Annotated in this window: 15 protein-coding genes and 1 pseudogene; 7 read left to right on the top strand and 9 right to left on the bottom strand. The window is 73.6% G+C overall.

All coding sequences use genetic code 11. The features are described 5' to 3' along the window. The 6 genes from cysD to JUB12_RS16915 are packed head-to-tail and all read right to left on the bottom strand — an operon-like array spanning position 1 to position 5,846. Entirely contained in the window at positions 1 to 906 is a 906-nt protein-coding gene (cysD, locus tag JUB12_RS16890) for a sulfate adenylyltransferase subunit CysD (RefSeq protein WP_205696610.1), read from the bottom strand. Next, the gene (locus JUB12_RS16895; protein ID WP_205696611.1) at positions 903 to 1,781 is read right to left on the bottom strand and encodes a sulfite exporter TauE/SafE family protein; all 879 of its coding nucleotides are present in this window, start codon (positions 1,779 to 1,781) and stop codon (positions 903 to 905) included. The genes cysD and JUB12_RS16895 overlap by 4 nt, the downstream gene beginning before the upstream one ends. A 13-nt stretch (positions 1,782 to 1,794) precedes the next feature. Next, entirely contained in the window at positions 1,795 to 2,409 is a 615-nt protein-coding gene (locus JUB12_RS16900; protein WP_205696612.1) for a phosphoadenylyl-sulfate reductase, read from the bottom strand. Next, the gene (locus tag JUB12_RS16905) at positions 2,397 to 4,208 is read right to left on the bottom strand and encodes a nitrite/sulfite reductase (protein ID WP_205696613.1); all 1,812 of its coding nucleotides are present in this window, start codon (positions 4,206 to 4,208) and stop codon (positions 2,397 to 2,399) included. Before JUB12_RS16905 ends, JUB12_RS16900 begins: the two co-directional genes overlap by 13 nt. 46 nt (positions 4,209 to 4,254) lie before the next feature. Beyond that, entirely contained in the window at positions 4,255 to 5,490 is a 1,236-nt protein-coding gene (locus JUB12_RS16910) for an RNA polymerase sigma factor (RefSeq protein WP_205696614.1), read from the bottom strand. Continuing rightward, positions 5,487 to 5,846: a YciI family protein gene (locus tag JUB12_RS16915; RefSeq protein ID WP_205696615.1), complete on the bottom strand. Its 360-nt coding sequence runs from the start codon at positions 5,844 to 5,846 to the stop codon at positions 5,487 to 5,489. The genes JUB12_RS16910 and JUB12_RS16915 overlap by 4 nt, the downstream gene beginning before the upstream one ends. Positions 5,847 to 6,039: 193 nt before the next feature. Here JUB12_RS16915 and JUB12_RS16920 point away from each other — a divergent pair, with 193 nt between their 5' ends. From JUB12_RS16920 to JUB12_RS16935, 4 genes are read left to right on the top strand one after another with little or no spacing between them, the layout of a single operon-like run. Then, entirely contained in the window at positions 6,040 to 6,267 is a 228-nt protein-coding gene (locus tag JUB12_RS16920) for a hypothetical protein (protein ID WP_205696616.1), read from the top strand. Between the two features lie 25 nt (positions 6,268 to 6,292). Continuing rightward, complete coding sequence (locus JUB12_RS16925) at positions 6,293 to 7,240, top strand: ornithine cyclodeaminase family protein (protein WP_205696617.1); 948 nt, start codon at positions 6,293 to 6,295, stop codon at positions 7,238 to 7,240. Beyond that, positions 7,240 to 7,980: a lipoate--protein ligase family protein gene (locus JUB12_RS16930; protein ID WP_205696618.1), complete on the top strand. Its 741-nt coding sequence runs from the start codon at positions 7,240 to 7,242 to the stop codon at positions 7,978 to 7,980. The genes JUB12_RS16925 and JUB12_RS16930 overlap by 1 nt, the downstream gene beginning before the upstream one ends. Positions 7,981 to 7,990: 10 nt before the next feature. Next, positions 7,991 to 8,758, top strand: coding sequence for a hypothetical protein (locus JUB12_RS16935; RefSeq protein ID WP_205696619.1), 768 nt, complete (start codon positions 7,991 to 7,993; stop codon positions 8,756 to 8,758). A 223-nt stretch (positions 8,759 to 8,981) separates the two neighbouring features. Here JUB12_RS16935 and JUB12_RS16940 read toward each other — a convergent pair whose 3' ends face one another. Together JUB12_RS16940 and JUB12_RS16945 are read right to left on the bottom strand one after the other, a co-directional pair. Continuing rightward, positions 8,982 to 10,553, bottom strand: a complete 1,572-nt coding sequence (locus JUB12_RS16940) for an acyl-CoA carboxylase subunit beta (RefSeq protein ID WP_205696620.1) — start codon at positions 10,551 to 10,553, stop codon at positions 8,982 to 8,984. Positions 10,554 to 10,614: 61 nt separating this feature from the next. Then, complete coding sequence (locus JUB12_RS16945; protein WP_205696621.1) at positions 10,615 to 11,040, bottom strand: hypothetical protein; 426 nt, start codon at positions 11,038 to 11,040, stop codon at positions 10,615 to 10,617. 190 nt (positions 11,041 to 11,230) lie between these two features. Here JUB12_RS16945 and JUB12_RS16950 point away from each other — a divergent pair, with 190 nt between their 5' ends. Genes JUB12_RS16950 through JUB12_RS16960 form a run of 3 tightly spaced genes read left to right on the top strand, consistent with a single transcriptional unit; the run spans position 11,231 to position 13,599 of the window. Continuing rightward, positions 11,231 to 12,274, top strand: coding sequence for a hypothetical protein (locus JUB12_RS16950; protein WP_205696622.1), 1,044 nt, complete (start codon positions 11,231 to 11,233; stop codon positions 12,272 to 12,274). A gap of 2 nt (positions 12,275 to 12,276) precedes the next feature. After that, complete coding sequence (locus JUB12_RS16955) at positions 12,277 to 12,627, top strand: cupredoxin domain-containing protein (protein ID WP_205696623.1); 351 nt, start codon at positions 12,277 to 12,279, stop codon at positions 12,625 to 12,627. A 3-nt stretch (positions 12,628 to 12,630) separates the two neighbouring features. Then, positions 12,631 to 13,599, top strand: a complete 969-nt coding sequence (locus JUB12_RS16960; RefSeq protein ID WP_205696624.1) for a hypothetical protein — start codon at positions 12,631 to 12,633, stop codon at positions 13,597 to 13,599. Here the strand turns inward: JUB12_RS16960 and JUB12_RS16965 are convergent. Beyond that, positions 13,596 to 13,706 (bottom strand): annotated as a pseudogene (locus JUB12_RS16965) (DNA-binding response regulator); the annotation flags it as partial. The gene JUB12_RS16960 and the pseudogene JUB12_RS16965 sit on opposite strands and share 4 nt — an antisense overlap. Between the last annotated feature and the right edge of the window lies 1 nt (position 13,707).

The following is a 13,707-nucleotide window of genomic DNA, read 5'->3' on the forward strand; positions in this document are numbered from 1 at the left end:
CTAGAAGTACCCCGCGACCTTGCGCTCTTCCATGGCCGCCTCGGAGGTGCGGTCGTCGGCGCGCGTCTCGCCGCGCTCGGTGACGCGCGTGGCGCGGATCTCGTCGACGACCGCCTCGAGCGTCCCCGCGGTCGAGGCGACCGCCCCGGTGCACGACAGGTCCCCGACGGTGCGGTAGCGCACGCTCGTGCGGAACGGGTCGCCGTCGCGCTCGTCGCGCTCCACGAAGTCGCTGGTCGCGTAGAGCATCCCGTCGCGCTCGAACACCTCGCGCTCGTGGGCCAGGTAGATCGACGGCACCTCGATGCCCTCCTCGAGGATGTACTGCCAGACGTCGAGCTCGGTCCAGTTGCTCAGCGGGAACGCGCGCAGGTGCTCGCCGCGGCGGATGCGCGCGTTGTAGAGGTTCCAGAGCTCGGGCCGCTGGTTCTTGGGGTCCCAGCCGCCGAAGTCGTCGCGGAAGGAGAGGATGCGCTCCTTCGCCCGCGCGCGCTCCTCGTCGCGGCGCGCGCCGCCGAAGGCGGCGTCGAACTCGTGCTCCTCGATCGCGTCGAGCAGCGTCACGGTCTGCAGCCGGTTGCGCGACGCGCGCGGGCCGGTCTCCTCGACCACGCGGCCCTTGTCGATCGACTCCTGCACGGAGGCGACGACCAGGCGCTCGCCGAGCGACTCGACCATCCGGTCGCGGAACTCGATGACCTCGTCGAAGTTGTGGCCCGTGTCCACGTGCATGAGCGGGAACGGGAAGCGCCCGGGCCGGAAGGCCTTGAGCGCGAGGTGCACGAGGACGATCGAGTCCTTGCCGCCGCTGAAGAGCAGCACGGGCTTCGAGCGCTCGGCCGCGACCTCGCGCATGATGTGGATGGCCTCCGCCTCGAGCAGGCGCAGGTGGTTGAGCGGGGTCATGCGGGGACGGCCTCCGGCAGGGGGGAGCGGGAGCGGTGGATGAGCCAGGCCCCGACGCCGACGGCGGCGGGGATGCCCACGATGGCGGCGCCGGGGACGTCGACGCCGGCCTTGGACAGGACGCCCAGCGCGCTGCCGAGCAGCACGCAGCCCAGCGCGGGGCGCAGGACCTGGGCGGGGACCTTGTCGATGAGCGCGGTGCCGATCAGCACGCCCGGCAGCGAGCCGATGAGGATCGTGCCCATCAGGCCGAAGTCGACGTTGCCGCCGACCCAGTGGGCCAGCCCGGCGCTCCACAGCAGGATCGCGGCGTGGAAGACGTCGGTGCCCACGACGCGGTGGGGCGTGAGGCGGAAGACGAGGATGAGCGCCAGGCCGATGAGCGCGCCGGAGCCCACGGAGGTCACCCCGAGGATGACGCCGAGCACGGCGCCCATCGACACGGCGCCGGCCTTCACCTTCGTGGTCAGCTCGACGGTGTGGCGCTCGCGGTCGACCGCGGCACGCAGGAACAGCGCGCGGAAGAGGATGGACAGCGAGACGACCAGCAGCGCGCCGGCGACGGCGCCCAGCAGCTGGTCCTGCAGGTCGTCGCCGAAGGTCTCGAGGACCCAGACGCCGACGAGCGAGCCCGGCACGCTGCCGAACGCCAGCCACTTGGAGACGCCGAGGTCGACGGTCCCCTTGCGCAGGTGCCGCCAGCCGCCCAGCGTCTTGGTGACCGCGCCGTAGGCGAGGTCGGTGCCGATCGCCACCGTCGGCGGGACGCCCGCGAACAGGATGAGCAGCGGCGTCATGAGCGAGCCGCCGCCGATCCCGGTCAGGCCGACCAGGACCCCGACGCCCAGGCCGAAGACGATGACGAGCGGGTCCACGAGGGAGGTGGTCCTAGACGTGCAGCCCGCACTCGGTCTTGTCGGTGCCCGCCCAGCGGCCCTCGCGGCCCGAGCCGGGCTGGGTGCAGGTGGCGCAGCCGATCGACGCGTAGCCCTGGTCGTGGAGCGGGTGGTAGGGCAGCTCGCGCTCGGCGATCCGCCGCCACAGGTCCTTCTCCGTCCAGTCGACGAGCGGGTTGAACTTCCACATCGCGCGCTTCTCGTCCCACTCGACGGGCTGGGCGTCGGCGCGCAGCTCGTTCTGCTCGCGGCGGATGCCCGTGATCCAGGCGTCGGCGCCGGCGACGGCGCGCTCGAGGGCCTCGACCTTCTTGGGGGTGCAGCAGTGCTCCGGGCCGGTCCACGGGGCGACGGGGTTCGCCGCGTCCTCGACCTCGACGCGGACGCCGAAGCGCTCCTCGAAGCGCCGCCACGTCTCGAGCGTCTCCGGGAACAGGACCCCGGTGTCGATCGTGACGACCTTCGCGTGCGGCGCGACGCCGAGCAGCTCGTCGAGGATCACCGACTCCTCCTTCTGGAAGGAGCAGAGGAAGACGAGCCGCTCGTGCTCGGCGGCCTGCGCGAGGGTGTCGCGCAGCGTGGCCTCGTGGGTGCTCAGACCGCGCACTCGCCCTCACCGCGGATGACCTCGAAGGGCACCTTGCGGTTCCAGTCGATGAACATGTTCATGGACTCCAGGCCGAACTCGACCGGCATGGCCAGGTCGCGGACCTCGTCCTCGAAGCGCTTGGTGCCGACGCGGGCGGCGTAGGCGCGGAACAGCTCGCCCTCCTCGCGCTCGGCCTCGTACATGCGGATCCAGCGCTCGACGGCGTCGGGCACGCGCTTGGCGGGCAGGCGCGTCTTGAGGCGCTGGCCGTAGGCGACGAGGCCCTCCTCGTACTGGCCGCCGACGTGCGGGATGTAGGCGGGCAGCGTGTGCTCGCCGACCTTGATCGACGCGCCGTAGAACCCGATGTCGGCGATGTGGTGCTGGCCGCAGCCGTTGGGGCAGCCCGAGTTCTTGATGTGGATCCGCTTGGTCAGCGGGTCCGTGATGTCCATCTCGAGCAGCCGCTGCTGCATCGCGCCGTTGAGGCCCATCGACGCGGTGATGCCGAGCTTGCAGGAGTCGGTCCCGGGGCACGAGACCGTGTCGGTGATCTCCTGCGCGCCGGCGGCGCCGAGGCCGAGGGCCTTGAGCTCGCGCCACAGCGCGTAGACCGCCTCGTCGCGCACCCAGCGCAGGATGAGGTTCTGGCCGACCGTGGTGCGCGCGAAGCCGCCGGAGTACTCGCGCATGAGCTTCGCGAGGGCGCGGAACTGCTCCGGGGTCAGGTCGCCGCGGGTGATCTTCACCTCGACGGCGCTGAAGCCCTCCTGGCGCTGGCGATGGACGTTGGAGGCCACGAAGGCGTCGAACTCGCGGGCGTCGCCGTTGGGCGTCGCGTACGAGGCCAGCGGCGCGGGGGCCAGGGCCTCCTCGTCGACGTCGAAGCGCAGTCCGGCGACGTCGAAGTGGCGCTCCTTGACCCAGTCGCCCTGTCGCTCCTCCTCGACGAGGCGCAGGAGCTCCTCGATGCCGAACTTGTCGACGAAGACCTTGATGCGGGCGCGGGCGCGGTTCACGCGCAGCCAGTCCTGCTTGTCGAAGATCCGGAAGACCGCCTCGGCGACCTCCATGTACTCGCCGTTGTCGGCCTCGACGAACTCGTAGAGCGTCGGGGCGATGCGCGGCATGATCGAGGTGCCGCCGCCGACCCGGACCTCGAAGCCCTTCTTGCCGTCCTTGATGCGCGCGTGGAAGGCGATGTCGTGGATGCCGGAGATCGCGCGGTCCTCGGCGGTGCCGTCGAACGACGTCTTGATCTTGCGCGGCATGAGCTGCGTCGTGGGGTGGCGCACGAAGTAACGCACGTACGCGCCCGCGTACGGGGTGGGGTCGAAGACCTCGTCGTGGCAGATGCCGGCCAGCGGGTCCTGCGTCACGTTGCGCACGGTGTTGCCGCAGCCCTCGCGGCTCGACAGCCCGGCGTCGGAGAGCTCGCGGATGGCCTTGGCGGCGTCGCGGAGCGGGATGTGGTGCAGCTGGATGTTCTGGCGCGTCGTGATGTGGCCCTTGTTGAGGGGCGCGTACTTCTCGACGACGTCCGCGAACGCCTCCATCTGCTCGGGCGTGATCCCGCCCATCGGCAGCTTCACCCGGATCATCTGGACGTCGGCCTGGCGCTGGCCGTAGACGCCCTGCTTGAGGCGGAAGCCGATGAACTCGTTCTCCGGCGTGCCGCCGGCGAGGAACTTCTCGGCCTCGTTGTCGAAGTCGTCGAACTCCCCGGCGACGATCGGGATGACGTGCCCGGGGACGTTCTCGATGACCTCGGGGTTCTCGATGCTGCCCTTGCGGCCGCGGACGCTGGTCGGCTCCATGGTCGGCACAAGGTAGCACCGAAATCCCCCAGGGATTAGGGGATTTTCAGCACCGATCTGGTGCGGAAAGGGCCTCGCGACGTCGCACGAGCTCGGCCCGCTCGACGGCGTTCGCGCTGAGGGCGATGGCGCGGTCGTAGGCGGCGCGGGCGCGCTCGTGGTCCCCGCTGCGGCGGTGCAGCTCGGCGTCGGCGGCGTGCAGCGGCTGGTAGCGGTCCAGGCGCCCGTCCTCCTTGAGGCGGTCGAGGAGCGTGCGGCCCTCGTCGAGGCGGTCGGCGAAGGTGAGCGCGACGGCCTGGTTGAGCTCGACGACCGGACTCGGCTGGCGGCGCGCCAGGGCGGCGTAGAGCGTCGCGATGCGCGTCCAGTCCGGCGGCGGCTGGGCGTGCTCGGCGGCGATCGCGGCCTGGAGGGCGTACGGGCCCGGGCCGTGGTCCCTCGGGGCGCTCGCGAACGCGGCGGCGGTGAGCGCCAGCCCCTCGTCGATGCGCGGGCGGTCCCAGGCCGTGGCGTCCTGCGCGTCCGGCGCCACGAACGCGCCGCCCTCGCCGGTGCGGGTGGCGCGCCGCGCGTCGAGGAGGAGCAGGAGGGCGAGGAGCCCCGTCGCCTCGGCGTCCTGCGGGAGGAGGCCGTGGACGAGGCGCGCGAGCTGGACGGCCTCGGTGCAGAGCTCGCGGCGCACGAGCGCGTCGCCGCGGCTCGCGGCCCACCCCTCGTTGAAGACGAGGTAGACGACGTGGAGCACCTGCCCGAGGCGATCGGGCAGCTCCTCCGGCGGCGGGACGCGGAAGGGGATGCCGGCCCTGGCGACCTTCGCCTTGGCGCGCAGCAGGCGCTGGGCCATGGCGTGCTCGTCGACGAGGAAGGCGCGGGCGATCTCGGCGGTGGTGAGGCCGGCGACCGCGCGCAGGGTGAGGGCGATGCGCGCCTCCGGCGCCAGCGACGGGTGGCAGCAGGCGAAGAGGAGCTCGAGGCGGTCGTCGTGGCCGGCGCCCGGAGGTGGTGGCTCGCGCAGGTCGGCGAGGGCGGCGACGCGCTCGGCGTGCCGGCGGTCCCGGCGCAGCCGGTCCAGGGCCCGGCGCCGCGCGACGGTGGTGAGCCAGGCACCGGGGCTCGCCGGGACGCCGTCGCGCGGCCACGTGCGGGCGGCCTCCGCGAAGGCGTCGCTCGCCGCGTCCTCGGCGAGGTCGAGGTCGCGCAGGCGGCGGGCGAGCGCCGCGACGACGCTCGCCCACTCCTCGCGGAAGGCGCGGTCCAGCGCCGCTTGCGCGCCCGCGGTCACCCCGTCGGCGCCGGGAACAGCGGGCGGACCTCGATCGACCCGTAGGTCACGTTCGGCATCCGCCTGGCCCAGGCGATCGCGGCGTCGAGGTCCTCGACGTCGATGAGGTAGTAGCCGGCGAGGACCTCCTTGGTCTCGACGAACGGCCCGTCGGTGACGAGCACCTCGCCGGCGCGCTCGCGGACGGTCGTCGCGGTCTCCGTGCCCTGCAGCCGGGCGCCGGCGACGAACGCGCCGGACTCCTGCAGCTGCTGGGTCACCTCGGCCCACTTCTCGCGCTGGCGCGCCTCGAACTCGCTGCCGGGCTGCGGGGCGTCGGCCGGGTCACCGGCGATGCAGAGGAGGTACTGGGGCATCTCGCTTGCTCCTTGGGTTCGTCGGCGGCGCGCCTCGTGCACGCCGTCCACCCGCCCGACGCGCAGCCTCCCGCCGACTGCACGCGCCGTGCGCCGGTTGGCGCGTCGCCGCTCACCACCGGCCGGCCGACCAGCATCTGACACCTGGCCGCGGCGACCGGTGTCAGACGCTCGTCGGGTAGGGTCCCGCGCGGTGCCCAACCGCCGCCCGCAGCTGGAGCTCGTCACCCCGGCCGCCTCCCCGGAGGAGGCCGCCGCCGTGGTCGCCGCGGTCGAGCGCTTCCTGCGCGAGCACACGCCGGTCGCCGTGCCGGTGCAGGAGCGCCAGAACCCCTGGCTGCGCGCCGCGCTGCTCGAGGGGACCGGCCGCGAGCCGGACGCGCCGTCGCCGTGGGGCGACCCGCACCCCTGGGGCGCGTAGCCGCCCGGCGGTAGCGTCCGGGCCGATGCCCGACCTCGCCGTCCTCGACCGCCAGGCGATCCTCGGGGCGGTGTCCGCCGCCGAGGCGATCTCGCGCACCCGCGAGGCGTTCCTGCGCCACCGTCAGGGCGACTGGGTGATGCCGCCGAAGGTCTACCTCGAGTCGCCCGGGTTCGGGGACTTCCGGGCGATGCCGGCGCGCGGCGACGGGCTGGCGATCCTGAAGTGGATCTCGTCGTTCCCGTCCAACCCGCGGCGGGGGCTGCCGACGGTCATCGGCCTGCTGTGCGTGTCGGACGCCGAGACCTCGGAGCCGATCGCGCTGCTCGACGCGGGCGCCGTGACGGCGCTGCGGACCGGGGCGGTGGCGGCGGTGGCCGGCAAGGCGCTGGCGCGGGAGGACGCGACGACGGCGTCGGTCATCGGCTGCGGGCTCAACGGCGGCTGGGCGGGGCGGTGCCTCGCGGCGGCGGGCTACGCGGACGGCGTCTGCTTCGACCCGCGGCCCGAGGCGGCCGAGGAGCTCGCCGCGACGCTCGGCTGGCGCGCCGGGACGCTGGCCGAGGCGCTGCGCTGCGACGTCGTCACGTGCGTGACGCCGGGCGCGCAGGTCGTCGTCGACGCCAAGGACCTGCGGGCGGGCATGCACCTCAACATGCTCGGCGCGGACGGGCCGGGCAAGGCGGAGGCGACGGTGGGCGCCGTCGCGTCGTGCGCGCTGTTCTGCGACGAGTGGGCCCAGGCGTCCCACGGCGGCGAGCTGACCGGCGCCGTCGAGGCCGGGATGGTCACGCGCGAGCAGGTCACCGACCTCGGCGCGGTCCTGACCGGCGAGGCGCCGGGGCGGCGGGGGCCCGACGCCGTCACGCTCTTCGACTCGACGGGGCTCGCCATCCAGGACCTGGCGATCGCCGCCGCGGCGGTCGAGGCATGGCGGGCCGGGCGCGTCGAGGCGCAGACCGTCCGCCTCTGATGGAGCTGCTGCGGGACCGCCACCCGGGCGACCCGCTCCTGGACCTCGCCCTCACCCACGCGCTGCTGCGCCAGGTCGCCGCGGGCGACCGCGGCCCGCTCGCGCGCGTGTTCCGGCCGGGGCCGACGATGGCCTTCGGCCGGCTCGACGCCCAGCGTCCCGGGTTCGCCGCGGCCGCCGAGGCCGCCCGCGCCCACGGCTACCTCCCGGTCGTCCGCCTCGGCGGCGGCCGCGCCGCGGGCTACGACGAGGACGCGGTCCTGGTCGAGCTGGTCGAACCCGCGCGGACGGTCGCGGGCGGGGTGCAGGAGCGCTTCGCCGGCGCCACCGCCGTCGTCGTCCAGGCGCTGCGCGACGCCGGGCTCGACCCGGTCGCCGGCGAGCTGCCGGGCGAGTACTGCCCGGGCGCGTGGAGCGTCCACGACGCGCGCGGCGCCCCGAAGCTCGCCGGGATCGCGCAGCGGACCATCCGCGGCGCGTCGCTGAGCAGCGCCGTCGTGGTCGTGGGTGGCGGGGACCGCCTGCGTGCCGCGCTCGTGGACGTCTACGCCGCGCTCGAGCTCGACTGGGACCCCGCGACGGCGGGTGGGGCCGCGGACCTCGCGCCCGGGCTGACGGCCGAGCTGGTGGTCGAGGCGGCCCTCGCGGCGCTCCAGCGCCGCACCCAGACCGTCGAGGGTGAGCCGGGCGACGCCGCCCTCGCACAGGCCCGGGAGCTGCTCACCCAGCACCGCGTCTAGGCTCTGGCGCGTGCTGCCCGCCGCGACCGAGCGCATCCTCAGCGAGCTCCCCGACGACGCCCAGGTCCTCGACGTGGGCGCGTGGGCCGCGCCGTTCAACCGTGCCGACTGGGTCCTGGACCTCATGCCGTACGAGACGCGCGGGGCGATGGGCTCCTACGGCCCGCGCGACGAGCGCTTCAGCGCGAAGACCTGGGTCGTGCGCGACATCTGCGACCGCAAGCCCTGGCCCTTCGCCGACGACCAGTTCGACTTCTCGATCTGCGTGACGACGCTCGAGGACGTCCGCGACCCCATCTGGGTCTGCTCCGAGCTCTCGCGCGTCTCGAAGGCCGGCTACGTCGAGGTCCCGACGATCGAGGCCGAGCTCATCTTCAACGTCGAGGGCGACGGGCCGTGGCTGGGCCACGACCACCACCGGTGGTTCTGCGACCTCGAGGCCGAGGGCCTCGTCTTCACCCACAAGCTCCACTCGATCCACGACGACTGGACCCTGCGCGTCCTGCCGCGCTGGCGCGAGCAGATGGCGCTGGAGGACCACCTCCTCGGCTGCTTCTGGGAGGGCGAGCTGCACGCGCGCGAGCGCGTCCTGCTCGGCCCGCAGGAGCACGCGGCCTTCCGCGAGGAGCTGCGTGACCGCGTCCGCGCGAAGTTCGAGCCGTCGTCGACGGAGCTGCGGGTGAAGGAGGCGCGCGACGCCGCGCGTCACGCCGCGGCGCTGGCCGCGAAGCCCGCGCGCCGGGCGGCCGGGAACCTGCTGGGCAGGATGAGGGGCTAGAACGAGCAACCCCGGCCGCCAGGGCAGGGGGAAGGCGACCGGGGTGGTGCTCGATTCTGTGGAGGCCCGGGCCGAGGGGGGCGGCCGTCTATGGGGGCCTACCTGATCCGGGCCTCGAGGGGGGCGAAGCACCGGTCGAGGGTCATCTTCCCCTGGCCCGCGGGCGTTGAACATCCCCCAGTCGGAGGTGTTCGCGCAGGGACCTCTCCTCCGGATGGTGGGGTTACAGGGGGATGTTCCCGTGCTTGCGCTTCGGCCCCGGCTCGCGCTTGGTCTGCAGCGTGTGCAGCGCGGTGATGAGCTTAGGACGCGTCTCGTGGGGGACGATCACGTCGTCGATGTAGCCCCGCTCGGCCGCCGAGTACGGGTTGGCGAAGCGCGCCTTGTAGTCGTCCATGAGCTTCTTGCGGCGCTCGTCGGGCGTGGGGGAGGCGGCGAGGTCGCGGCGGTAGATGATGTTCACCGCGCCCTCGGGGCCCATGACCGCGACCTCCGCGCTCGGCCACGCGAAGTTGAAGTCCGCGAGCAGGTGCTTGGAGGCCATGACGTCGTAGGCGCCGCCGTAGGCCTTGCGGGTGACGACCGTGATCTTCGGGACCGTCGCCTCGGTGTAGGCGTAGAGCAGCTTGGCGCCGTGGCGGATGATCCCGCCCCACTCCTGCGCCGTGCCCGGCAGGAAGCCCGGCACGTCGGTGAAGGTGATGATCGGGATGTTGAACGCGTCGCACGTGCGCACGAAGCGCGCGGCCTTGGCCGAGGCGTCGATGTCCAGGACGCCCGCGAGCTGCGCCGGCTGGTTGCCCACGACGCCGACCGCGAACCCGTCCAGGCGCGAGAAGCCGCAGACGATGTTCTTCGCGTAGTGCTCGTGGATCTCGAAGAACTCGCCGTCGTCCACGACATGGCGGATGACGTTGCGCATGTCGTAGGGCTTGTTCGGGTTGTCCGGGACGACGGTGTCGAGCTCCTCGTCCATCCGGTTCGGGTCGTCGGACGGGGCGACGCGCGGCGGCGTCTCGAGGTTGTTCTGCGGCAGGAAGGACAGGACGTAGCGCGTGTCCTCGAGCAGCTGCTCCTCGTCGTCGGCGGCCAGGTGGGCGACGCCGGACTTCGAGTTGTGGGTCATCGCGCCGCCGAGCGACTCGAAGTCCACCTCCTCGCCCGTGACGGTCTTGATGACGTCGGGGCCGGTGATGAACATGTGCGAGGACTCCTTCACCATGAAGATGAAGTCGGTGATCGCCGGCGAGTAGACCGCGCCGCCCGCGCACGGGCCCATGATCAGCGAGATCTGCGGGATGACGCCCGAGCACTTGACGTTGCGCACGAAGACGTCGCCGTAGGCGCCCAGCGAGACCACGCCCTCCTGGATGCGCGCGCCGCCCGAGTCGTTGATCCCGATGACCGGGCAGCCGATCTTGGCGGCCAGGTCCATGATCTTGCACATCTTCTCGGCCATGACCTCGCCGAGGGAGCCGCCGAACACCGTGAAGTCCTGCGAGAAGACGCAGACGCGGCGGCCGTCGATCGTCCCGTGGCCGGTGACGACGGCGTCGCCCCACGGCCGGTTCTTCTGCATGTCGAAGTCGATCGTGCGGTGGCGCACGAACGTGTCGAGCTCCTGGAACGACCCCGGGTCGAGCAGCTTCTCGATGCGCTCGCGCGCGGTCAGCTTGCCGCGGGCGTGCTGCTTCTCCTCCGCCTCGGGGGAGGAGTGCATGGCGGCCTCGCGCAGCTCCTGGAGCTGGGCCAGCTTCTCCTCGTACGTCTCCGGGTGCTGCAGGCGCTGGGTCATGAGGGCGGGGACTCTAGACAGAGCCCCGCGATCACGGCCCGCTCGCGGGCGCGCGCGTGCGTCAGCCGCGGCTGAACGGGCGCCGGTTGGCGGCACCCAGGGCGTCGAGGACCTCGACCAGCACCGGCTCGACGTCCTCGACCGACGGGCCCGCGCGCTCGGGCAGCGGCGCCGGCTCGGGCTCGGGGAGGGGGCGGCGCAGCAGCCGCTGGAAGAACGACCGGCGCGGGGCGGGCCGGGGGTCGGGCGCCTCGACGGCCGGCTCGGCCTCGACCTCGGCGTCGATGCTCACCTTCGTCCCCCACCCGGAGGGCTCGAGGGCCACCGTGCCGCGCACGCGGTCGCCCTCCCAGGCGACGGTGGTCTCGGGCTCCGTCCGGGTGATGCGGATCTCCCCGAGCGGCTCCAGGTGCCGTCCGAGCGCAGCCTCGTCGCTGATCTCGGCCCAGAGCTCGGGCGGGGACTTGACGAGCGTCCGCTGCGGCATCGCCCCTGGTCTTCGCCGCCCGTGCGCGCCACTCCTCCCCAGCCGCATCAGGGTGCAACAGGCCTCGCAGGAGCACCCCCGCCGAGGTGGGGCCAGCCGCACGTCGGGCCCCATCACCGGGATCTAGCTTGCCCGGCGGGGCGCGCTGCCGTGGGGGCGGCGGGCCCGACACCACCGCAAGAGGTCATCCATGCATCTCCGTCACACCGCCGTCGCGGCGGGCCTCGCGCTCCTGGCGCTCCCCGCCGGCGCGCAGGCCGCCACCAAGGACGTCTCCATCGGCGCCGGCAACGCGAAGGGCGCCCCGAAGGACGCGCTCATCAGCGGCTTCTTCCCGAAGACCGTGACGATCCGCACGGGCGACAGCGTCCGCTGGAACGTCAACGGCTTCGGCGTCGTGCACCTGCCCAAGAAGGGCGCGAACGCGCCCGCCTTCCTCGTCACGGACCCGAGCAAGCCGGTCTCCGGCGTCAACGACGCCGCCGGCCAGCCGTTCTCCTTCAACGGCCAGCCGTCCTGGGCGCCCAACCCGGCCGTCCTCGCCCCGACCAAGAGCGGCGGCGCCTACACCGGGGCGTCGGCCAAGGGCTCGGGCCTCGCCATGAGCGACGGGCCGCCCAAGCCGTGGGTCGCCCGCTTCACCAAGCCGGGCACGTACACGTACTACGACGCCGTCCACCCGGGCGTGACCGGCACGGTCAAGGTCGTCGCGAAGTCCAAGCGCGTCCCGTCGGCGAAGGCCGACAGGGCCCGCGCCGCCTCGCAGGTCAAGACCGCGGTCGCCGCCGCCAACGCGCTGGCCAGGCAGAAGGCCCCGGCCAACACGATCGTCGCCGGTCCCGACAAGGGCGCGGTCGACCTCTTCCGCTTCACGCCCGCCGCGGCCGCGGCGAAGGTCGGCCAGCCGGTGACGCTGACGATGTCCAAGGACACCGCCGAGTACCACACGTTCACGTTCACGAAGGACCTCGCCGCCACCGCGAAGCTCGCGGGCGACACGTTCTTCGGCCCGGTCCTGGCGCCCCAGTTCGCCTTCGCGTCCGACGCCGGTGACGTCCTGAGCTACGACGGCACCAACCACGGCGACGGCTTCCTGAACACCGGCATCCTGGGTGGCGGCAAGGAGCAGGGCATCCCGCAGGCCAAGAAGGTCGTGTTCACCAAGCCGGGCACGTTCTCGTTCCTCTGCGCGATCCACCCGGACATGCAGGGCAGGGTCACGGTGACCGAGTAGCCATGGCCCGCCGGCAGACCATCTGCGCCACCGCCCTCGCCGCCCTGGTGGCGGCGGGCGCGGCCAGCGGCGCGTTCGCCGCCGCCAAGCCGAAGGACGTCACCGTGGGCTCGGGCTGGTACGGCCCGGGCAAGGTCACGCTCAAGGCGGGCGAGAAGGTCCGCTGGACCTGGGACACCAACGGGTTCGAGCTCCACGACGTCTCCGTGAAGAGCGGTCCCGAGAGGTTCAAGAGCCCGCTGCAGGCCAACGGCACCTACCAGCGCACGCTGAAGAAGCCGGGCACCTACAAGCTGGTGTGCACGCAGCACGGTGACATGACCATGTCGCTCGTCGTCAAGAAGCGGCGCTAGCCGGTGAGGGCGCCCGCCCTCACCGCCCTCGCGGCGGCGCTCGCGGTGGCCGGTGCGCCGGCCGCCGACGGCGCCGTGCGCGACGTCGACCTCGGCGGGGTCGCCGAGGGCGCGCCGTCGGACGCCTGGACCCACGCGTTCCTGCCCTCGACGGTCCGGGTGCGCGCCGGTGACAGCGTCCGCATCACGCCCTACGGCGACGGCGTGGCGTTCGTGCCGGGCGCGGGCGCCGTCCCTCCGCCCCTGGTGCTCGACGCGTCGGGAGCGCCCGTGGTCGACCCGGTGGTCGCGACGCGCACCGCGTCGGGCGCCCCCGTGGTGGCCGGTCGCGCCCTGAGCGCCGGCCTGCCGGGCGACGAGGAGCCCGAGCCGTGGGCGGTGCGCTTCCCGCGCACGGGGACCTTCATCGTCCGCGACGCCCTGCACCCCGGCGTGCGCCTGACCGTCCGCGTCGTCGGTCGCCGCACGCGCGTGCCCGGCGCCGCCGAGCTGCGCGCCGCGCGGCGCCGGGCACTCGCCGGCGCGCTGCGCCGCCAGCGGGCGCTGACACGCCGCAAGCCGGTCGCCGGCCGGGTGCTCGCGGGGCCCCAGGACGGCCCCGCCGCGCTCGAGCGCTTCGTGCCCTCCCGGACGACGCTGCGCGCCGGCCAGACGCTGGTGCTCGAGGTCCCGGCCGGCGCCTCCTCCAGGCACACGTTCACGTTCGGGCCCACGCTGAGCGGCCTCGAGGACCGCGCGAACGGGCTGCTCACCGGCGCCCGCTACGACCCGACGCTCGCCCTGCCGTCGGCGCCGGGCGACCCGCTGGTCCACACGGCCGCCGCGCAGCGCGAGCTGCTGGGCACCGGCCTGCTCGGCGTCCCCGGCCGGGCCCGGTCGGTCCGGATGCGCTTCGACGAGCCCGGGACGTTCCGCTTCCTGTGCGTCGTGCACCCTGGGTCGATGCGGGGCACGGTCACCGTCACCCCCTAGCCGCCGCCGGGCTCGACCAGGCCGCCCTCGTAGGCGGCGACGACCGCCTGGACGCGGTCGCGCAGGCCGAGCTTCTGCAGGACGCGGCCGACGTGCGTCTTCACGACC

Source organism: Conexibacter sp. SYSU D00693, assembly GCF_017084525.1.
Lineage (GTDB): Bacteria > Actinomycetota > Thermoleophilia > Solirubrobacterales > Solirubrobacteraceae > Baekduia.